Below are 22508 nucleotides of genomic sequence, written 5' to 3'. Positions count from 1 at the left end.
CTGATAAACTGTGGTTTTCTTATAGGTACTTATGGTTAACTTACCTTGTAAAATAAAATAAAACGAATTAATGCCAATAATAAGAATATTTTTCTCAAAATACCTGTAAATTAATACCAAAGTAACTTTTGGTGCAGTAACTAATTAGATGTATAATAAAGACAGATGAAATGAACGGAATCATAAACTACTACATTTTAGAAAGGATACCATATTGAAACATAATTATTATACAACGAACAAAAAATTTACCGATATTGAAAATACTGTCCTGAAGTACATCGACAATAATCAGACTATGTTAAAAGATTTGACGATTCAAAAGTTAGCGGACGAGACGTTTACTTCTAAGTCGACAATTTTTCGATTAGCTAAGAAGCTTGGATTCGATGGATTTACAGATATGATTTATCACTTGAGTCGTCAGCAAGTTAAGACGGTGGACGGCGAAGTGGATACTTATATTGGTGACTTATCAACGAGTATTCAGAAGATATTTATACAAAATGAAAAGAATTTACTAGATTTTGTCGAGCGGACAAAAAAAGATGACCGTTCACTTTACATTATTTGAACAGGATATTCAGGGATTATCGGAGAGTATTTATATAAGAAAATACTTGGGCAAGGCGAGTTGGTTTATTACTCTAATGGAGCGGATACAAATGCTTTATTTCTCAATAATTTACATCGTATTTCAGATATTATTTGTATTTCAAAAAGTGGAGAAACAGATCTCGTGAATACTAAAGCTGAGATTGCGAAAGAGAAAGGTATAGGTGTTATTTCATTTACCCACTCAAGTGATAATTCACTCGCAAAGCTATCAGATATTGCTTTTACGATTGATGACAATCAGTTTTTGGATCGAAATAATATTAACTCCACACAATTTTATTCGATGTTATTACTCTATTTAGAGTATCTTATTGAAAAGTCTTTCTAAATTATAGAAAAACTTTTCTTTTTTTTGGAAAAAATTTCTAAGAAACCCTTCCCTATATCAATGAAAGCGTTTTGATGTTAGAGTATATTTACAAACAAAAAGGAGGTTCATGTATGAACAAAGGGCAAAGTATCATGGATGTCATGCAACGTTTTTCAAAAGCGATGTTCATCCCCGTCTTGATTCTACCGATAGCTGGTTTGTTGATTGCGATTGGGAATATCTTTACGAATCCAAATTTACTAGAGGTAATACCATTTCTAGATAATCCATACACCGTCGGATTTGGAACGATTATATCCGGATCATTAGTAACAATTCTACAGAATTTAGGTATCATATTCTGTGTCGGAATTGCGGTTGGTTTAGCTGATATTAAAAAAGGTGAAGCTGGTTTCACTGCAATGTTAGCATTTTTAGTATTCATTAATGCTATGAACAAATTTATGGAACTTAACGGAACATTAGCTGATCCAGAAGCTTTAAGAGGAACTGGACAGAGTGTCGTTCTAGGGGTTCAAGTTTTAGACATGGGTGTATTCGCTGGGATCCTACTTGGTGTCATCATCGCATATGTATTCAACAAGTATGCAGATATTGAATTCAATAATGCTTTTAATATTTATGGTGGAACACGTTTTGCATTTATAGTCTTAATTCCCGTTGTAGTTATTTTTGCGATTGTGATGACTTACATCTGGCCGTTCTTCCAAAGTGGTATCAATTCACTTGGTGGGTGGATTCAACATGCGGGTAACTTTGGACTGTTCGTATATGGTGCTCTTGAAAGATTACTTATCCCAACAGGCTTACATCACTTAGTTTATACACCATTCTTATATTCATCACTTGGTGGGACTGAAGTAATTGGGGAAGCTGTATTCGAGGGGTCTCGTAATATTTATTATGCTGAGATGGTTGAACCGTCAATTCGTCAATTATCTGAAAGTGTTATCTGGGACGCGCGTGGTATTTCGAAGATGTTTGGTCTAATCGGAGCGTGTCTGGCAATGTACGTTACAGCAGATCCAGATAAGAAACAACGTGCGAAAGCTATTCTTATTCCGGCAGCCTTTACTTCATTTATTGCTGGAGTTACTGAACCAATTGAATTTTCATTCATGTTTATCGCACCCATTTTGTATGTTGTGCATGCGGCTTTAAGTGGCTTAAGTATGGTTGTATTAAACATATTCAATGTCCGTTCAATTGGTCCTAATGGTTTTATTGATTTCTTATTAATGAACGTACCTTTAGGAATTGAAAAAACGGGCTGGCCAATGTATATCCTGGTTGGACTTGTGTTCTTTGTCATCTACTTTGTTGTCTTTAGACTCTTAATTAAAATTATGGACTTGAAGACAATCGGACGTGAGACTGAGGGAGCAGAGACAAGATTATATTCAAAAAAAGATTATTTAGATAAGCAAACGAACCTTAGCCATGAAGATGATGTAGATGTCGCTACTCAAGAACGTGGAAGCATCGGAGTTACTGTGGTTGAGTTGTTAGGTGGAAAAGATAATATTGAATCAGTCACGAATTGTTATTCAAGACTTCGAACAGTATTAAAAGATCCTGAACTTGTTGATGAAGCTGGGTTGAAGAATGAAACTCATGCGAGTGGAGTTGTTGTCAAAGGGAACAATGTTCAAGTAGTTTACGGGGTTCAAGTAGGATCAATTAGAAAATCAGTTGATGAAGTATTAGGCTTCAGTTCAAAAGATTAGTCATTAGGAAAGGACGTCATTAAATTATGAAGAAATTCTCAGTTGTTATTGCAGGAGGCGGAAGTACATTTACGCCAGGTATTGTTAAAATGTTACTTGAAAATATCGACCGCTTCCCCTTAGAAAGATTGTATCTATATGATAATGATGAAGCGCGTCAAGCGATTTTAGGTGAAGCGATTGATATTATGTTAAAAGAAGAAGCACCAGATATTGATTTCGCTTATACGACAGATCCAGAGAAAGCTTTCACCGGTATGGATTTCTGTATGGCACACATTCGAGTAGGGAAATATGCAATGCGTGAACAAGATGAAAAAATACCGTTAAAGCATGACTTAATCGGGCAAGAAACATGTGGACCGGGTGGAATGGCTTACGGTATGCGAAGTATTGGTGGCATGATTGAATTAATCGACCTAATGGAAGAATATGCGCCAGATTGCTGGATGTTAAACTACTCCAACCCAGCATCAATCGTAGCAGAAGCGTGCCGCGTCTTAAAGCCGGAATCTAAAGTCCTAAATATTTGTGATATGCCAGTTGGTACGTTACGCCGTATGTCTCAAATCTTAGGCATGACACCAGACGAATTAGAAGTGGATTACTTTGGTTTAAACCACTTTGGTTGGTGGACATCAATCCGTGGAAAAGATGGAACGGATTACACAGAACAAGTTAAAGCGTATGTAAAAGAGAATGGATACTTGAACCAAGTAGAGATTGATACGCAACATACTGACCCAAGCTGGCAAGAGACACATAAAAAAGCACGTGATTTATTCGCTGTTGAGCCACGCTTCTTGCCAAATACATACTTACAATATTATCTGATCCCAGATGAAATGGTTGAACATTCTAATCCAGAATTCACCCGTGCAAACGAAGTAATGGCTGGACGTGAAAAAGATGTCTTTGATACAGCAAAAGGAATTATTGTTGCCGGAACAGCTAAAGAAAATGGCTTCCATATTGATAGTCACGCATCTTTTATTGTGGATTTAGCGCGAGCAATCGCATTCAATACTCATGAGCGAATGATTATGATTGTTGAAAATAATGGGGCGATTGCTAACTTCCCAGATGATGTCATGGTTGAAGTTCCATGTATTATTGGTTCAAAAGGACCAGAGCCATTAGCTCAAGGAAAGATTCCAATGTTCGAACAAGCGCTAATGTTCCAACAGGCTTCATCGGAAAAACTATTAGTTGAAGGGTTTATTGAAGGAAGTTATCAAAAAGTGTGGCAAGCTTATACATTATCTAGAACGATACCAAGTGCAACAAAAGCACGTGAAGTATTAGATGATTTAATTGTTGCCAATGGTGATTTTTGGCCAGAATTAAATTAAGGTGGTCTTTATGGAAATTACAATTATTGGCTTGGGTAAGATGGGCTTATCGCTCGCAAAGCAATTGAATAAACAAGGTCAAGCAATTAACGGATTTGATGTGAATCCGTTAATTGCTGGCGTGTATATGGATGAACGGTTAAATTATTTGAAGAGCATCTCAGATTTAAAATCCTTTCAAGAAACGAAAAATCTTGTGTTCTTAGTTTTACCAGCAGGTCAACCAACAAAGGCAACGATTAAAGAGCTTTCAAGTTTATTGAAAAAAGATGATATGATTATTGATTTTTCAAATTCGTTCTATAAAGATTCAATTCAGAACTTTGAAGCGTTAGCAGACTTAGGCATTAAATACTATGATTGCGGCTTATCTGGTGGGGTTGAAGGTGCAATGTATGGAGCGTGTATGATGTTAGGCGGGCCGGCTGACACAGATGAGTCGTTACTGGCTTTATTGGAATCACTATGTGTACCAGGCGGTTTTGAGTTTTACCCTCAACCTAGTAGTGGTCATTACTTGAAGATGGTTCACAACGGGATTGAATATGGGATGATGCAAGCTATCGCTGAAGGCTTAGAGTTATTGAAAGAACAAAGCCAATTCGACTTTGACTTGAGTAAAGTCACGCGTAATTGGAGTAATGGCTCAATCATTGAATCAGCGCTGTTATCAAATATTCATGAAGAATTGGTGGCGGACGTTGAGTTGAGTCAATTTGGACATAAAGTCCATGCATCAGGAGAAGCAAAATGGATGATCAGTGAAGCCTTGCAGGAAGAAGTTCCTACACCAGTCATATCACTTTCACTAATGCAGCGAAATGCATCACTTCGAGATGTTGCTTTCTCAAATCAAGTTATATCCGCAATGCGTTATAATTTTGGAGGGCACAAAGAATATTGATGAATCACATAGCAAGTATTGATGTAGGAACAACGAATATAAAGATTAACTTGTTTAACAAAGGGCATGAAGTGGTTGGTGCAGTCAAATACCCGCAATTAAAGATTCATAGTACAAATGATATATTTGAAATGGACTTAGATGAAATTTGGGAACATATTCTAGATGGCTTAAACAAATTAATTGAGCGTCATCAAGTGGGGCAGTTAGAAATTATACTGACAACTGCGATGCATAGTGTTCAACTTATGGAGTATGATTTTAACTTAGTAGGTTCCGTGATTACTTGGGCCGATAAACGTGGTGTGAAAGCATTAGAGGATATGACCGCAAAACAATTGGAAGACCAGTATGAACGAACAGGTACGCCAAATCATAGTATGAATCCTTACTTCAAGTTAATGGATTTACGTGATCTGATTGAGGAAGATATCGTGGTCGGTTCTTTAAAAGATGTCTTATTCCACCGATTGACTGGGGAATGGGTGCTTGATTTAAGTAATGCCTCAAGTAGTGGATTGTTGAATTTAGACACATTAACTTGGGATAAAGAGTCACTTAATACTCTTGGAATCGATGCCGAGAAGCAGCTACCGCGCATTGAGGCAGTAAATTATAATGTCCCAGCCTTGAGTTCTTTGTTCGATATTGAAGCCACTGTATCTGTAGGAACATCGGATGGGATCTCGTCGAATTATGTATTCAGAGATTTGCCCAACGCGGCAGATTTGTCGATTGGGACAAGCCACGCAGTCCGAGTCGTTCATAAGAGTCCACAATTAAACAATGCGTATCAAAATTTTTCTTATGCTATTGATCCAGACCATTACTTGATTGGTTTGCCGAGTAACAATGGAGCGGATGTCTTGTCTTGGACAAACCGTGTGTTTAATAGTACCTTTGAGGAATTAAATACTGTTGCGGGACTTAGACCAGCAACTGATTCCGTGTTTGTTCCCTATTTAAACGGAGAACGCGCACCGATTTGGAATGAATTTGCGACGGGGAATCTCTATGATTTAACCCGTGTGAGTACACGGGAATCCGTATTATTTTCGATTATGTTGGGGATGATATTCAATATTAAGCACAACGTAGAATTGCTCGAAGAGCTAGTTGAGTTCGATTCAATCGGACTTGTCGGTGGCATTACTAAGTTGGAATCATTCTCGCAATTACTTGCGGATGTGTTGGGTTACACACTATACATTCCAGTCGTTGAAAATGCGGAAACGCTAGGAAGTATTGCCGTAGTTAAAGGCATGCCGTTTGAGAATGAGTATGACATGTGAAGCCAAATGAGTCGGTGGATTATAGTGATTTATATAAGAAATATTTAGCAGTTGCTAAAGTGAATTAAAGAGTGAACCATGTTCGGTGAACGAACATGGTTTTTTTGTTGGGGAAAATTGGATAGTTCGTACAATAAGTTTAGATTGTATGAGGTAAACCTACTTAAAACGTAGCAAGATAATAGAAGTTAAATTCGTAATAATCATAAACTAAAAATATTTATTAAAAAGAGTCTCAAATCAGCGCCAGCTTAGAAACTATCAGATGTTCAGTTGATGTGAGAGTTATTTTTGTTGGTGTGAATTTAGAAGAATAACTTGTTTATCTAGTTTGGTACACCCTGTTCCGCGATAGAATAATTATCCTTTCTGTTGAAATAACAACCAACATCTAACTTAACACTAGGATTCAAGTGTGCCAATGTCTATACTTTAAGAAAGCGTTTAAATAGAAAGGAATGGTACAGATGGCGAATTTACCTAAAGACTTCTTATGGGGTGGAGCTGTAGCTGCTCATCAAATTGAAGGGGCCTGGGATGTAGCTGGAAAAGGCCCAAGTATTGCTGATGTTATGACAGCAGGTGGGAATGGAATTGATAGAAAAATTACAACGGAAGGTGTCTTAAGCTCTGAGTATTATCCAAATCATGAGGCCATTGATTTTTATCATCGTTATAAAGAAGATATCAAATTGTTTAAAGAAATGGGCTTAAAAGTATTTAGGACATCAATTAACTGGACACGTATATATCCAAATGGAGATGATTCAGAACCAAATGAAGCGGGACTTCAATTTTATGATGATTTATTCGATGAATTACTAGCAAATGATATACAGCCTGTTATTACATTGTCTCACTTTGAAATTCCATTAGCCTTGTATCATAATTATGGTGGATTTAGAAGTAAAAAAGTCATTGATTTATTTGTAACTTATGCTGAGACAGTGATGACACGATATAAAGATAAAGTAAGATATTGGATGACGTTTAATGAAATCAATAATCAGGCAGACGGACAGCATGATGTTCACACTTGGACAAATTCAGCTATATTATTTACTGAAGGGGAAAACAAAGAAGAAACCATCTATCAGGCAGCGATGAATGAACTTATTGCCAGTGCGAAAGTAGTCAAACTGGGACGTCAAATTAATCCCGACTTTCAAATAGGCTGTATGATGGCTTACGTACCAGTGTATCCTTATTCAAGTAAACCTGAAGATCAGATGGCGGCATTAAAGGTCATGAATCGTAGATTCTTCTATAGTGATGTCCATGCTCGTGGTCTTGTTCCAGAGTACGTTGAGAAAGAATGGGAAGCAAAAGGTTATCAGATTGATATCTCAGAGAAAGAAAGAGTCATTCTCAAAGAAGGAACAGTAGATTATATCGGCTTTAGTTATTATATGTCCGGTACAGTGACGACTGTTGACACGGCAGAAGGATTTTCTATTGGAGATTTCCCTGATGCAAGATGGTTAGATAATCCTTATGTAGAAGCAAGTGATTGGGGATGGCAGATTGATCCGGTTGGATTGCGATATACATTGAACCTAATATATGAACGCTATCACTTACCTTTATTCATTGTTGAGAATGGCTTTGGAGCATATGATAAGGTGGAAGAAGATGGGCAGATACATGATCAATACCGGATAGACTACTTAAAAGCACATATTGAACAAATGAAGCTCGCTGTTATCGAAGATGGGGTAAACTTATTAGGCTACACACCTTGGGGAATTATAGATATTGTGAGTTTTGGTTCAGGTGAAATGGAAAAAAGGTATGGTTTCATTCATGTAGATAAAGATAATGAAGGTCAGGGTACTTTAAATAGAAGTAAAAAGGATTCATTTGACTGGTATAAGAAGGTCATCGAAACGAATGGAGAGATTCTCTAATATGAAGCAAGTTGACTTAGTGGCACTTTTCAATGAGATGACCCTTGATGAAAAGATTGGCCAATTAGTTCAGTTGACGCCTGATTTTTTTGAACAAGGTGGGGAAATCACTGGTCCCGTGAAAGAATGGGAGCTAGATTCAGAGCAATTATCACGGGTAGGTTCGATATTGGGTACTCAGAAAGCCTCACAAGTATATAATATTCAGAAAGAATATCTGGAACAAAGTAGACTGAAAATTCCTTTGTTATTTATGGCAGATATCATTCATGGTTATGAAACAATCTTCCCCATTCCTTTGGCAATGGCTTCATCTTTTGATGAGGCCATAATAAAAGAAGCAGCCAGGCTGTCAGCCCATGAGGGAACAAATGCAGGGATTCATGTTACATTTTCGCCAAATGCAGATTATGTAAAAGATGCGCGTTGGGGACGTGTTATGGAAACCAATGGAGAAGATCCAATATTATCGGCGGCCCTTACACGTGCTTTTATCGAGGGATACCAAGGGACGGATTTAGCGAAGGATAAAAATAGCTTGGCAGCCTGTGTTAAGCATTTTATTGGATACGGCGCAGCTCAAGCTGGCCGTGATTATAATACTGTTGATATCTCAGACATCGAGATGTATCAGAATTACCTACCAGCATTTAAAGCAGCGATTGATGCCGGTGTTAAGTTAGTGATGACTTCATTCAACACGATACAAGGAATACCTGTATCGGGTAATAAACGAGTTATTCAAAAAACGTTAAGGCAAGACTTGAATTTTGAAGGTGTACTTATTTCTGACTGGGCAAGTATTGCTGAGTTGGTACCACATGGGGTCGCAAAAGACGGCTATGAATCGGCAGAACTAGCTTTTGATGCAGGTGTCGATATTGATATGATGAGTGATAGTTATTTGAGTCACTTAAACTTAATTGTTAATGCTGAAAATCTCGACAAGTTAAATGAGTCGGTATTAAGGGTACTCAATCTAAAAAATGCATTAGGCTTATTTGAGGATCCATATAGAGGGTTAGAAAAAGATTCATTAGATAAGAAAACAATCGATGGATTGAGAGACAGCACACGTAAAATCGCTGAGAGATCAATAGTCTTATTAAAAAATGATGGCATACTTCCATTAAAAAATGGTCAAAATGTTGGATTAATTGGTCCCAAAGCGACTTCGCAAGATATTCTGGGCGCGTGGTCTTGGATGGGACAAAATGATAAAGCGATATCATTGGCAGATGGATTAGCGAGTAAAAGTATCAACTTATCAACCTTAGACTTTAGTGAAAATGAAAATATAACAGATGAGTACATTGAGAAAGCAAAAAAACTAGCAAAAGAACTAGATATAGTTATTATAGCTGTCGGTGAAAAGAGTGATGAATCAGGTGAAGGATCTAGTTTGGTAAACATCGAATTATCACGTAAACAAGATAGATTGATTCAAGAAATAAGTAAGATAAATGCTAAAACAATTGTCATCGTATTTAGTGGAAGACCTTTAGCTTTGAGCAATATTAACGAGGAAGCTAGAGCAATCATCCAAGCTTGGTTTCCAGGTAGTGAAGGCGGGAATGCCCTTGCCAACATACTCATGGGCGACGCCAATCCACAAGCTAAGCTTCCAATGAGTTTTCCGAGGTCGGTTGGTCAGTTACCTAATACATACGCACAGATGTCAACAGGACGACCTAAAAAAAATGATAATAAAAATGAAAAATATATATCGCAATATTTAGATGAATTAAATACGCCATTATATCCATTTGGTCATGGCTTAAGTTATTCAGAATTTACTTTAGAGCATATCACTCTGTCAAAAGAAACTATGACAAGAGCTGAAGCTATAACAGTAGGTGCAGATTTAAAAAATATCAGCCACATTAAAGGATCGACGGTTGTGCAACTCTATCTACAAGATGTGGTAGCACAGGTGACGCGTCCCATGCGCGAGTTAAAAAAATGGAGCGTAGAAACAGTGAATGCCAAAGATGAAAAAGAGATTGAATTTATCATCACAGAAGAAGATTTAGCCTATGTTCATAGTGATTTGACACAGCGAGCGGATGTAGGTGAGTTTAAGTTATATCTAGGCTTCGACAGTCAATCAGCGATGTATATAGGAAGTATTCATTTAACTGATTAAGTAATTACCTCAATGGTACAGCTTGTACCATTGAGAAGTATGTTTCAAAAAGCAGGCATAAGCACCAAAAGAAATAAAAGACTTGATAATGAAAACGTTTTTATTTATAGTGTACATATATTAAAGAAAGCGATCGATTCTTTCAAACTAAAATGAAAACGTTTTTTATGGTGATAATATGGACAAAAGAATTACAATCCGAGATGTTGCAAAAGAAGCAAGTGTATCAATATCAACTGTGTCAAAGGCACTTAATGGTGTTGATGTTGTAAAACCTGAAACAAAGAAAAAAATATTAGAAGCAGCAAATAAATTACATTATGTCCCTAACTTAATGGGTAAGCAATTGAAATCTGGAATGACAAAGATGTTAGGCTTTTATACCAATAGTATTAGTGGACCGTACTTTAGTCCGTTAGTTGAGGCAATCGCTCAAGAGGCGGACAAATTAGGTTATGGGATCAATGTGTTTATTACTTCTAATAAAGATGTAGTGATGCGAAGCATCATGGGGAATGTTGTTGACGGTATTATAGGCTTTGAAGACTATATTAATGAAGATGAAGTAGGACTTATTAAACAAAAAGGAATCAAAGCGGTTTTCATTGATCGAAAAATCCGGGCTGAAACAATCGGCAGTGTTGTTTTTGATTCCCAGAACAAAGGTGAGATAGCGACTGACTATTTGATTAACAAAGGACATACTAAAATCGCTTATATTACAGGATTTACGGGTGTCTATGATAGTGATGAGCGCTTTGAAGGTTATAAAAAATCCTTGAAAAAGGCTGGAATAACATTCAGAGCTGACTATATTCTGGAGGGGAAATTTGAAGAACAAGCAGCTTATGAGTCTATAAAATATTTTATGGAGACAGAAGTAGATTATCCAACAGCTTTTTTAGCAGGTAATGATCTGAGTGCTATTGGGGCAATTAAGAGCTTGTATGATTTAGGTTATACTGTGCCAGATAATTTTAGTGTTGTAGGCTTTGATGGGATTGAGTTATTGGAGTACTTTGAGCCAAAATTAACGACGATTAACAATCCGATAGAATTACAAGGTCAATGTGCTGTGAGGCATTTGGTTGACATGATTGAAACGGATGCGCCTGGAAAGTCTTTGGAATTAGAGGGAGAACTTATCGAAGGAAAATCCGTGAAAATGATAATGACGGAAGAGGGATAAATTGTGTATATAGGTATTGATATCGGTGGTACAAGTATTAAGTATGGTCTAGTGAGCGAAGAAGGGGATGTGATGAACAAAAGCTCAATACCTACGAGCAAAAATAAAAACGTTTTTATTAAAGATATACTAAATATTATCACAAGAAACATTGAAGACACACCTGAGATTAAAGCAGTTGGAATTAGTGCTCCGGGTATTATTGAAAAGAATGGATACTTTACTACTGCAGGGTCATTGAAAGCGATGTATGGTGTAAACTTAAAAGTAGAGCTTGAAAAACATATACAGATACCGATTCAGATTGAAAATGATGCTAACGCCGCAGCAATTGCCGAGCGTTGGATTGGAAATGCGCAGGGTATAGACAACTACTTGTGTGTTGTATTAGGTACTGGGGTTGGCGGAGGAATAGTGATTAACGGTGATATATACCGCGGTCACCATGGAATGGCTGGGGAGTTTGGCTGGATGATTATTGATGAACTCCCTGAGAAGGGCAATATCGAAACAGCTTCAATCAATCAACGGGCTGCTATCGTTGGTGGACTGTGTATGAGATATAACCAGTTTAAAAAAGCAGAGAATAGTGAATTTGAAGATATATATGATGCCAGAATTATCTTCGAACAAGAGATGACAGATTCAATAGCAAAGCAGGTTATTGAGCAATTCTTCCGTGATTTATCGATTGGACTCATTAATTTAATCAGTATTTTTGATCCTGAGGTCGTTCTAATCGGTGGAGGAATTAGCGAAAACAATGACTTCTTCACACGACTACAAAAGGAACTGGTTAGATGGGAACAAAGACATGATAGCGTAAAGTATTTGATGGGTAAAACAATTGCCCCCATAAAGCAAACTAAGCTAAAAAATGATGCTGGGATTGTTGGAGCAGTCTACCCAATTCGACGGTCATTAAAGTTAAAGACGAAATAAAGGAGATGTTGTTTTGGAAGTGAAAGTGAAACAGAAGAAAAAACAAAGAAAAAGTATCAAGAGTTGGTTCCAAGCTTTCTTTGATCAGTGGGAATTACAGACAATGGTATGGCCTGGAATCATTTTTATGATTATCTTTAACTTTATTCCGATATACGGTTTAGTGATTGCTTTTCAACGTTATACAGTTATGGATACTTTTGGTACAGCTAAATGGGTTGGGTTTGAAAATTTTGAAATCATTTTAAATGATAAATTTTTCTGGGAATCAGTCATTAATACGTTAGGGATTAGTTTCCTAAAACTAATCATTGGATTTGGTTTGCCAATTATATTCGCAATATTAATATTTGAACTTAGACAAGGCCCTTTCAAAAAACTAGTTCAAACGATTTCTTATATGCCGTATTTCTTATCATGGATTGTACTTGGTGGAATGTTAATTAATTGGCTATCAACAACCGGTTTATTAAATACCATTCTTGCTGGGTTAGGCTTTGAAGTTAGGAATCAAAATTACTTACTCACGGCGGATAAGTACTGGTGGATCGCTGTATTATCTGATATTTGGAAAAATACAGGTTGGGGCACGATATTGTACTTAGCCACCTTATCAAAAATTGACCCGGCATATTACGAAGCAGCTAAAATTGATGGTGCAACTCGCTTCCAACAAATTACAAAAATAACGCTACCGATGCTCAAAGGGATAATTAGCTTGAACCTTATCTTAACAATTAGCGGGATGCTTGGATCTAACTTAGACCAAACAATGGTATTAATGAATAATCAAAACCAGGTCAGAGCAGAAGTAATTAACTCATACGTTTTCCGAATGGGTATTGCTCAAGGGGACTTCTCATATGCTACAGCTGTAGGATTAGGTGTATCGCTCGTGTCGGTTATTTTATTAGTTGCATCGAATCAGATGACCAAAAGATTAAATGACAACACATCTGTTTTGTAAGAAAGGAGAATTATGTGAAAAGTAAAGTAATGAAAAAAGACGTTGATAGTCGATTGTTTAATGTTATTAATATTATTGTATTATCGTTATTCACAATAATAATCGTTATTCCTTTATGGAATGTATTAATTTCATCATTCGCATCTGGACAGGCACTAGCAAAAGGGAGTTTTGTTTTTTGGCCGGATGAACTATCATTAGAGAATTACAAAGTAGTGTTCAGAGACAGCTCTATGATTAGAGCGTTTGTTATCTCTATATCTAAGACAGTTATTGGCGTAGTCACTCACGTCTTCTTCTGTGCCATGATGGCATATGCGATGAGTAAAGCAAATCTAAAAGGGAGAAAATTATATTCTGCTATGGGAATTACAACGATGTTTTTCTCAGGTGGTATGATTCCGATGTATCTCTTAATTAGAGAGTTAGGTATGTTGAATAGTTTTTGGGTATATATTATCCCAGCACTCTTAAGTTACTATGACGTTATTATTCTAATGAACTTCTTTAGAAGTGTTCCTGCTTCTCTAGAAGAATCAGCCATGATTGATGGAGCAGGGCATTGGAAGATATTCTTACGAATTTTCCTACCTTTATCAAAACCAGCACTCGCAACGATAGCTCTTTTTAATGGAGTGAATCAATGGAATGACTTTATGACAGCTAGAATTTATATTACAGATAAAAGCTTATACCCATTACAAATGAAGTTGTACGAAATCATTGTCCAATCTCAAACTCAGGGAATGCAAAATATAGGAACGGCAGTTGCCCAAAGTACGACAAAAGGTGTTCAGTTAGCAACGATTGTCGTAACAACGATTCCAATATTACTGATTTATCCATTACTACAAAAACACTTTATTTCTGGAATGATGGTCGGCGCAGTTAAAGAATAATAGAAAGAAGGAAAAATAATGACATTAAAAAAAATAATTGGTAAAAGTATCTTACTGGCAGGTTCAGCCTTTTTATTAGCAGCATGTGGGAACAACTCTAGTGAGGAAATCGTGGCGAACAGTGCTGAAGATCGTTATGAATTAGATGCCACTACCCCAGCATGGCAATTAGATACAAAAGAAGAAGTGACAGAGTTAACGTGGTACGTAAACGCTGATTGGTGGAATGATTCATGGGGAGAAGATATAGTTACTAAAAAGATGGAAGAAGATTTAAATATTAAAGTGAATTTTATTAAAGGTGACGATACTAATTTAAATACGATGTTTTCAGGTGAAGATGTGGCTGATATTGTGACTGTCTTTGATTCGAACTCTCAAGTTGCAAAACAAGCAAGTACTTGGGCATATTCATTAGACGAGTTGGCAGAAAAATACGATCCATACTGGAATGAAGTGGCTGCCGAAGATACATTGAATTGGTTCCAACTAGAGGATGGTAATACATACGGCTATCCAAACTATTCGAATACAGCAGCAGATTATGAAAGTGGCATGATTCCAGCAAATACGAACTTTTTAATTAGAAAAGATGTGTATGAAGCCATGGGAGAACCGGACTTTGGAACGCCAGAAGAATTTATTGCTTCAATGGAACAAATGAGTGAAGAATACCCTGACTTAATTCCATTAGGATTCAATGATTTAGGTGAAGGTACGGGCTCATTAGGGGACGTATTCCAAGACTTCTTGGGTGTTGACTTAGTTAATGAAGATGGAAGTTTTAAAAATAGAAACTTAGATGAAGAATATTTGGGTTGGCTAAGAACATTAAGACAGGTTCATTCAGATGGTAATATCTCAGATGATAGTTTCTCAGATGACGGAACGGCTTTCGATGAAAAAGTAAAATCAGGACAATATGGAACGCTTATGATCAGCGGGATTGCTCAACTGAGTGGTGCTTTACAAACTTGGTTAGCTGCGAATCCAGGCGCTGAATATATTGCTATTGACGGACCACAACATAGTGAAGGTAATGATCCGAAATTAAATCAAAGTGGGATTACTGGCTGGATGATTAACTACATTAGTAAAACAACAGAAGATCCTGCAAAAGTAATGCAAGTCTTTACATATTTACAAAGTGAATATGGTGGTATTCTAACTTCATTTGGTGTTGAAGGTGAGACGTTTGAATATGATGAAGAAGGAAAAATTGTCTTACTTCCAGAGATACAAGAAATTAAAGACAATGATTCAGAACGTTATAAAACTGAGTATCGCTTAGGTGAGTTTATTTTCTTCGGCCATGATAAATATCAGGCATTAGGGAGCGACTCAATGCAAACACCTGCATTAATTCAGCCGCGTGAATGGGGAGAAGGATTACTCTATCCTCACTTTGTATTAGAAAATATTGATGCAGAGCCGGGTACGCAAGAAGCACGTAATTTATCTGCAATTAACACTAATTGGAATACAACATTAGTCAGTTTAATTCGTTCTTCAAGCGATGATGAGTTTGATAGTATACTAGCTAATTATGAAGCGTTTTTAGATGAAAATGGCTGGGATGGCATTGTTGATATTAGAAATGAAAAAATGAACCTTAATCGAGAAAAATTAGGTCTTGAATAACAAAGAATGGTTGAATTAGAAAGGATCGTTATCACTTATGAAAAAAATATTCAGTCTAGATGGTGGCGTTTATCAATTTTTGAATACGGTTTATAACTTACTTATTATAAACGTCCTAACCGTAATATTTAGCCTCCCTATCGTCACGATGGGGAGTGCCGTAAGTGCTGGTTATCACTTAATATTCAAATTAGATAAAAGTAACCCAACGATGAAAGAATTTTTAAACAGCTTTAAAGCGAATCTATTTACGGGATCGCTGCTCGCATTAGTCTATGCAGCGCTTGGAGCGTTTCTTGTTGGTGTCATTTCACTGACATTAGATTCACCGATCCAATTTTTATTGCTGCTCGTCTTATCCTTTTTTATCATTGTTGTGATGAATACATTCTTAACTGTTGCGTATTTTAATCTAGCTTTGTTTAAAAATATTCAATTCGCAGTGTTTTTAACACTGAAATACACAGGGTTCTTTTGTATAAGTTTGAGTAGTATTGTTATTTCATTGTTAATACCCATATTTTTACCTAAGTTAATGTTTATCTGGTTTTTCTTTGGCGTGAGTGTGCCAATGATGATTCAAGTAAAGATATACGAGTACTGTATCAACCGATTTCAAATGACCGTAGAAGAAGGTGAACTTAATTGACACAAAAAATATATGAATCATATGATAGAAACCATCTCTTTAAAGCAATCGAGATGTCGGATGTAGATACATCATCTGATGTCATAGCAATTGAAATTAATAAAAAGCAAACCTATCAAAAAATAGATGGCTTTGGTGCGTCCTTTACAGATAGTTCAGCGTATTTAATCGATAAAGTCCTTTCAGATAAAGATAAAGAAGAGGTAATGACACACTTATTTGCTGATAATGATGGTATTGGTTTGTCGCTAGTTCGTAATCCAATGGGGGCATCTGATTATTCACGCTCTATCTATAGTTATAACGATATAGAAGAGGGTCAAACGGATTTAGAGTTGACCCAGTTTACAATTGATCATGATAGGGAAAGTATTTTACCTTTAACTAAATGGGCCATGGAACTTAATCCTGACTTAAAACTCATGGCATCGCCATGGAGTGCACCAGCATGGATGAAAACAACCAAGAGTATGATTGGCGGAAAGTTGTTAGAGGAATATTATGAGGTCTATGCAAGGTATTTTGAGAAATTCATACAGGCCTATAAAAACGAAGGTATCTCAGTTTATGGGATCACACCACAAAATGAACCGTTGTTTGTACCCCCTCATTATCCAGGAATGGAATTATTGGCTGAAGAAGCGGCAACGTTCATATCGGACTACCTTAAACCAACCTTAGATAAAGCAGGGCACGCTACGAAGATTTTTGGCTATGATCATAATTGGGATCGAATCGATTACCCAATCACGTTATTAGACGAAGCGGCAGATAATTTGGATGGTATTGCTTGGCATTGGTATGGTGGAAAAGCAATCAATCAAGCAAGAGTCCAACAGTTTTTCCCAGACAAAGAAATTCACTTTACTGAGGGATCTGGCGGAGAATGGATTCCTGAGTTTGAACTCGCTTTCAGTAACCTTATGCGAACAGGTATAGATATTATGAGGCATGGGTCAAAATCATTTATATTATGGAATATGGCATTAGATGAAAACAATGGACCAACCGTCCCAGGCTTTGGTGAAAGTACGTGCCGCGGTTTATTAAAAATCAATCAATTAACAAAAGAATATGAGTATACACTCGATTATTATGGATTGGCCCATTTCAGTAAATTTGTTAGACCGGGTGCAAGTAGAATATTCAGTAGTGAGGAAGATACTATTAAGACCGTTTCTTTTGAAAATATTGATCACTCACTCGTTGTTATCTTATTCAATGATTCAAATGAGCAAAAAGTAGTTCAATTAACCGGTGATGTCGACTCGGTAGTGTCTCTCAAAGCAAAGTCGGCGCTCACTGTCGTGTTTGAAGGATAGAAAAGGAAGTGGAACATGTCATTTTTTGGAAAATTAGATTTTAATAGTTTATCTGAGACTGAGCGGGCGATACATCATTACATGTCAAGTAATTCGGACAAAATACCTTTTATGCGTGTGAGGGATATTGCGAATGAGTCACATACGTCATCCTCTTCAGTGATGCGCTTTATTCGAAAAGTCGGTTACGACAGTTACACTGAATTTAGAACGCATTTTAAATCTTCTGAAGTAGAAAAAAATGAGTTATTCGTTTCAAAAAATTATTTAGATGATTCTAATTTTCCAAATGACTTTGAAACACGCATTCTAACCATTGCTGAGCAAGTACAGAGTTGTGAAAATATTATATTTTTTGGTATCGGTTCCTCTGGAACGATGTGTGAGTATGCTGCGAGGCGATTAGCAATACTTGGATATAATACATACGCGATGACAGATCCGACGTTTCCAATTTTTTCTAAACTAAGAAATACAACTGAAAATATTATTTTTGTCCTATCGATCACTGGTATGACAACGGAGATATTGGAAATGGTTAATGGATTCAAGAATAACTTAGATTATAAAATCGTTGCGATAACCGCCAACGCGGATAGCAATTTAGCATTGATGAGTGATTATGTTTTGGATTATAGAGTGCCATTTGTCAGGTTGAAACAGCATGAAGATTTAACGAGTCAAATTCCATCATTGTATATTATTGAAGTTTTGTCTGATGCACTTCTCAATCTTAATAATGAGGATTCAAACATTGATGTTAAAGAAACTTTAGAATAGGAAGGAATACTAGAATGGTAGATATTAACTTAAAAAATTTAGGGAAACAATATGAAGGTAATGATAGAAATGCTGTAACGGACTTTAACTTAGACATTGAAGATAAAGAATTTATTGTATTCGTAGGACCGTCTGGTTGTGGAAAGTCAACGACTTTGCGTATGATAGCGGGGTTAGAGGATATTACTGAAGGAGAATTACACATTGACGGAAAGTTGATGAATGAAGTCGCTCCAAAAGATAGAGGGATTGCGATGGTCTTTCAAAATTATGCTTTATACCCTCATATGACAGTCTACGATAACATGGCATTCGGTTTAAAATTAAGAAAATATAATAAAAAAGAAATTGAAGAACGTGTAAAAAATGCAGCAGACATTCTAGGCTTGACTGATTATTTAGATCGAAAACCAGCAGCATTATCTGGTGGACAAAGACAAAGGGTTGCTTTAGGGCGTGCAATTGTGCGGGATGCTGACGTCTTCTTAATGGATGAACCTTTATCTAACTTAGACGCGAAACTTCGTGTTCAAATGCGTACTGAAATTGCAAAGTTACATAGACGTCTTCAAACAACTACAATTTATGTCACTCATGATCAAACTGAGGCAATGACAATGGCTACTCGTATCGTTATTATGAAAGATGGCTACATTCAACAAATTGGTACACCCGTTGAAGTTTATGATAATCCAGTCAATGTTTTTGTTGGTAGTTTCATCGGATCTCCTTCTATGAATTTCTTCAGTGTGGAGTATAATGACGGCTTTATTACGATGGATGATGGTACACAAATAGAAGTTTCTGAACCAGATAAAAGACTATTGGCTGCAGAAGGATACAATCATCAAGAATTAATCTTTGGTTTAAGACCAGAGGATATCCACACAGAACAAATTTTTATTGATGCGAATCCAAGTACGTTGCTTGATGCAGCGATTACAGTTTCTGAATTACTCGGTTCTGAAACAATGTTATATTTAAACTCTGGAAATAGAGAATTTATTGCCAGAGTGGATGCGCGTGATTACCGTGAACCCGGCTCATCAATCACAATGGCATTCGATATGAATAAAGCTCACTTCTTTGATAAAGACAGTGAAGTTGTGATTCGGAATGCGAAGAAGGCTGCAGTTGCAGCGAAGTAGAGTCGTAATCATAAATTTATAAAAACAGCCTTTATCATCCATTTTCTAAATGTTGGATGGTAAAGGCTGTTTTTATTTTGGCTATTTACGATACCATTCCTAACTCCCAAAAGGTTGGCTAATGAGAAGTTCAATTGCTTTATGGACTTCTGCCAGATGATTTGGTTCGGTCGGGTCTCCAAAGGTTATGAATTCAAAACTTCAAAACTATATTGTATAAAAGGCTTACTAGGATTAATCATGTCCACCTTCTCAGTTTCGATCGGCCACGACAGTAAGTCTAACTTAAGCAATTTCTTCCTCAGTTTTTTGATTGTAGATGTTCGGAGGGAACCTGTTTTATTCTCTGCTACTAATCTGCCAAAGCTATCTGATACTTCTAGATAATAGACATTATGATTCATATCAATAGTGATATCATAGTATTCGTTTTTGGTTCCCTCGACATTAAACGTTAAAAAAGAAAGCTCATTATAATCGCTAATTATATCAAAATCACTAAAGTCTGTTTCACTACCAATTGACATCTGAAGGAGTTTTTCTGTTGCTTTATGGGTGGCAACCATTTTTTCAGTTTGCAGAGGCATACCAAATATATAATTAACTGAGCCGTCAAGGACAATAAAATTAAGAATGTCCGAAACGGAGTCTAGATCTGAATACTGATGGGACGGCCAATTGAAGAAATCAAGTGCCTCTAATTCATCTAAATATCTATTTAAATCTTCTTCTGAAAAATGACGAATAAATAACAAGTCATTATTTTTTTTATTTTCCCCAGATGCATCCCGAAAAATTGGACCCGCAGATAGCCTTTTGAAACTAATAATGACGCTTAAAAACAGATTGTCATTAATTTTTCGTCGCTATTCGATCATTTGAATGTTTTTTCTATCCATAAGTGACACCTCCATTTAATTTTATTTAAGCTTACCATACTAAACTCAAAAAAAGGATAGCTCGTACAATAAGTTCAGATTGTATGAGGTAATGTGAGTAGCGGGCACTACATCTGAAAATAGAGTTTGCTAACCCAATTATCAGATACTTTTCCTATAACTAGTTCCACTACCTCAGTGATATTATTTTAAGCTTTGTTTTCATGCATGTAACTCATTTTATGTTATGCTTATTCGAAAGATGTGATTTTGATGGATAATAAAAATTTACTGCTGAAAACAGCGCTACTTGCTGGAAGAATTATGATGGAGTCTGGTTCGGAAGTGTACAGAGTTGAGGATACGATGCAACGCATTGCACAAAATAGTAAAAAATTGGACACGGAAAGTTATGTGACAGCGACTGGGATTTTCATGAGTATTAATGATGAATCGACTTCTCAAATGACTCAAGCTCGGAACCGTTCAATCAATTTAGAGAAGATTGATGCAACAAATCGCTACTCATGTGAGTATGCTGAAGGTAAAATTTCTTTGATATATCTTTATAAAGCTTTGCAGTCAGTGGATTTACAGACACCTGAGTTCAATAAGTATTACCGGATGTTAGCTGCGGGGTTAGCTAGCTTTTCGTTAATGCTTTTACTAGGTGGAACGTATAGTGATGTGTTGACCGCTTTTATTATCGGGTCACTCGGTTATTTTACCTCGAATCGAATTTACGTTCGAACGGAAAATGAAATTTATTAATGACTTGATTGCGGCGTTTATGATTTCACTCGTTTCAGTCATATGCTACCGGATGGGCTTTGTGGCTAATTTGGATAGTTTAATTATTGGCTGTATTATGCCATTGGTTCCTGGACTGGCAATTACGTAAGGAATGCGAGATTTATTTGAAGGGCATTTACTAACGGGAATTGTTCGAACGGTTGAAGCCATACTAATTTCAGTTGTAATTGGAATTGGAATTGGGATTGCGATGACTTTACAATGGTTTTCTTAAGGAGATAGTATATGACTGAATTTATTGAACAAATTGTCTTTAGTTTCATTGCGAGTGTGTCGTTTGGTATTATTTTAAATGGACCTCGAAGGGGTATTGTATTTGGAGGTATTGCTGGGACTTTAGGTTGGATGAGCTTTTAGGCGATTAATCAAGCAATCGGGGATTTGGCGATATCGAATTTTGTGGGCTCCGTTGTGATTGGGTTGATTTGTATTTTCCTATCTAGAAAATTAAGATTACCGGTTATTACTTTAAACACACCAGCCATCGTACCTTTAGTTCCAGGGGGAGCGGCTTATATGGCAGTGCGATCCGTGGTTGAAGAAAACTATATTGAGGGCGCTAACTACATGATGGATGTACTATGGACAGCGGGTGCCATTGTTTTAGGATTCATGGTTGTGAAATTAATTGAGAATGAGACTAAGGCAAGGCGACTGAAAAAAATGGAGAAAGCAATGAATAAATAAAATTTGGCCTCAAATTCGAATCGGATTTGGGGTCTTTTGTTTATTCAACTCGGGAAGAATCGTGTATCGGTTGTTCTCAAGTTCACTCAACTCGAGAAGAATGGCCACTCGATTGTTCTCAAGTTCCCCCAACTCGAGAAGAATGGCCGCCCGATTGTTCTCAAGTTCGCTCAACTCGAGAAGAATGGGTGAACTGGTCCTATAGTCAAGGACTATTTGAGCCACATTTTGAGTGCAGCTACTCTTCAATTTCAATCGTTCTGATGTGCGGTAATGCAGGTGTTGAATAAATATCTGCTAAAGGATAGACATTGGT

General features: G+C 36.7%; 18 protein-coding genes and 3 pseudogenes. 20 read left to right on the top strand and 1 reads right to left on the bottom strand.

Going from position 1 to position 22508, the window contains the following annotated elements:
• Positions 1–214: 214 nt before the first annotated feature.
• From FEZ33_RS02660 to FEZ33_RS02580, 17 genes and pseudogenes are all read left to right on the top strand, one after another.
• Positions 215–574 carry a MurR/RpiR family transcriptional regulator gene (locus FEZ33_RS02660; protein ID WP_171031256.1) on the top strand — a complete coding sequence of 120 codons (360 nt, stop codon included), beginning with the start codon at positions 215–217 and terminating at the stop codon, positions 572–574.
• Positions 575–586: 12 nt separating this feature from the next.
• Positions 587–946, top strand: a pseudogene (locus FEZ33_RS02655) (SIS domain-containing protein); the annotation flags it as partial.
• A gap of 113 nt (positions 947–1059) precedes the next feature.
• Positions 1060–2676 (top strand): PTS transporter subunit EIIC, encoded by a 1617-nt coding sequence (locus FEZ33_RS02650; protein ID WP_235888751.1) that lies wholly within the window; start codon positions 1060–1062, stop codon positions 2674–2676.
• Positions 2677–2702: 26 nt separating this feature from the next.
• Positions 2703–4028: a 6-phospho-alpha-glucosidase gene (locus FEZ33_RS02645; protein ID WP_138403847.1), complete on the top strand. Its 1326-nt coding sequence runs from the start codon at positions 2703–2705 to the stop codon at positions 4026–4028.
• Between the two features lie 10 nt (positions 4029–4038).
• Positions 4039–4932, top strand: coding sequence for an NADP-dependent phosphogluconate dehydrogenase (locus FEZ33_RS02640; protein ID WP_138403846.1), 894 nt, complete (start codon positions 4039–4041; stop codon positions 4930–4932).
• A complete protein-coding gene (locus tag FEZ33_RS02635) occupies positions 4932–6224 on the top strand; it encodes an FGGY family carbohydrate kinase (protein WP_235888755.1) in 1293 nt (430 codons plus the stop codon). The genes FEZ33_RS02640 and FEZ33_RS02635 overlap by 1 nt, the downstream gene beginning before the upstream one ends.
• Positions 6225–6691: 467 nt before the next feature.
• Positions 6692–8131 carry a 6-phospho-beta-glucosidase gene (locus tag FEZ33_RS02630; RefSeq protein WP_138403844.1) on the top strand — a complete coding sequence of 480 codons (1440 nt, stop codon included), beginning with the start codon at positions 6692–6694 and terminating at the stop codon, positions 8129–8131.
• Positions 8115–10277, top strand: coding sequence for a glycoside hydrolase family 3 N-terminal domain-containing protein (locus FEZ33_RS02625; RefSeq protein ID WP_235888750.1), 2163 nt, complete (start codon positions 8115–8117; stop codon positions 10275–10277). Before FEZ33_RS02630 ends, FEZ33_RS02625 begins: the two co-directional genes overlap by 17 nt.
• 178 nt (positions 10278–10455) lie before the next feature.
• The gene (locus FEZ33_RS02620; protein WP_138403842.1) at positions 10456–11466 is read left to right on the top strand and encodes a LacI family DNA-binding transcriptional regulator; all 1011 of its coding nucleotides are present in this window, start codon (positions 10456–10458) and stop codon (positions 11464–11466) included.
• A gap of 3 nt (positions 11467–11469) precedes the next feature.
• A complete protein-coding gene (locus FEZ33_RS02615; RefSeq protein ID WP_138403841.1) occupies positions 11470–12408 on the top strand; it encodes an ROK family protein in 939 nt (312 codons plus the stop codon).
• A gap of 103 nt (positions 12409–12511) precedes the next feature.
• On the top strand, positions 12512–13375 hold the full coding sequence (locus FEZ33_RS02610; protein ID WP_138403909.1) for an ABC transporter permease: 864 nt from the start codon (positions 12512–12514) through the stop codon (positions 13373–13375).
• Between the two features lie 29 nt (positions 13376–13404).
• On the top strand, positions 13405–14274 hold the full coding sequence (locus FEZ33_RS02605; RefSeq protein WP_138403908.1) for a carbohydrate ABC transporter permease: 870 nt from the start codon (positions 13405–13407) through the stop codon (positions 14272–14274).
• Between the two features lie 18 nt (positions 14275–14292).
• Positions 14293–15915 carry a type 2 periplasmic-binding domain-containing protein gene (locus FEZ33_RS02600; RefSeq protein ID WP_138403840.1) on the top strand — a complete coding sequence of 541 codons (1623 nt, stop codon included), beginning with the start codon at positions 14293–14295 and terminating at the stop codon, positions 15913–15915.
• A 37-nt stretch (positions 15916–15952) separates the two neighbouring features.
• The gene (locus tag FEZ33_RS02595; protein ID WP_138403839.1) at positions 15953–16564 is read left to right on the top strand and encodes a DUF624 domain-containing protein; all 612 of its coding nucleotides are present in this window, start codon (positions 15953–15955) and stop codon (positions 16562–16564) included.
• Positions 16561–17886 (top strand): glycoside hydrolase family 30 protein, encoded by a 1326-nt coding sequence (locus FEZ33_RS02590; protein WP_235888748.1) that lies wholly within the window; start codon positions 16561–16563, stop codon positions 17884–17886. The genes FEZ33_RS02595 and FEZ33_RS02590 overlap by 4 nt, the downstream gene beginning before the upstream one ends.
• Positions 17887–17901: 15 nt before the next feature.
• Positions 17902–18666 (top strand): MurR/RpiR family transcriptional regulator, encoded by a 765-nt coding sequence (locus FEZ33_RS02585; protein WP_138403838.1) that lies wholly within the window; start codon positions 17902–17904, stop codon positions 18664–18666.
• Between the two features lie 14 nt (positions 18667–18680).
• Positions 18681–19814: an ABC transporter ATP-binding protein gene (locus FEZ33_RS02580; RefSeq protein WP_138403837.1), complete on the top strand. Its 1134-nt coding sequence runs from the start codon at positions 18681–18683 to the stop codon at positions 19812–19814.
• 185 nt (positions 19815–19999) lie between these two features.
• Here FEZ33_RS02580 and FEZ33_RS02575 read toward each other — a convergent pair whose 3' ends face one another.
• Positions 20000–20569, bottom strand: a complete 570-nt coding sequence (locus FEZ33_RS02575) for a hypothetical protein (protein WP_138403836.1) — start codon at positions 20567–20569, stop codon at positions 20000–20002.
• A 396-nt stretch (positions 20570–20965) separates the two neighbouring features.
• Here FEZ33_RS02575 and FEZ33_RS02570 point away from each other — a divergent pair, with 396 nt between their 5' ends.
• The 3 genes and pseudogenes from FEZ33_RS02570 (at position 20966) to FEZ33_RS02550 (ending at position 22192) form a co-directional block, all read left to right on the top strand.
• Positions 20966–21463, top strand: coding sequence for a threonine/serine exporter family protein (locus FEZ33_RS02570; RefSeq protein WP_138403835.1), 498 nt, complete (start codon positions 20966–20968; stop codon positions 21461–21463).
• Positions 21450–21719 (top strand): annotated as a pseudogene (locus FEZ33_RS12690) (threonine/serine exporter family protein). The gene FEZ33_RS02570 and the pseudogene FEZ33_RS12690 overlap by 14 nt, the downstream one beginning before the upstream one ends.
• An 11-nt stretch (positions 21720–21730) precedes the next feature.
• Positions 21731–22192 (top strand): annotated as a pseudogene (locus FEZ33_RS02550) (threonine/serine exporter family protein).
• Positions 22193–22508 lie beyond the last annotated feature (316 nt).

This window comes from Ruoffia tabacinasalis, assembly GCF_005864045.1.
Classification (GTDB): domain Bacteria; phylum Bacillota; class Bacilli; order Lactobacillales; family Aerococcaceae; genus Ruoffia; species Ruoffia tabacinasalis.
The sequence above is the reverse complement of the archived record's forward strand: the minus strand, read 5'-3'. Positions and strand labels throughout refer to the sequence as shown.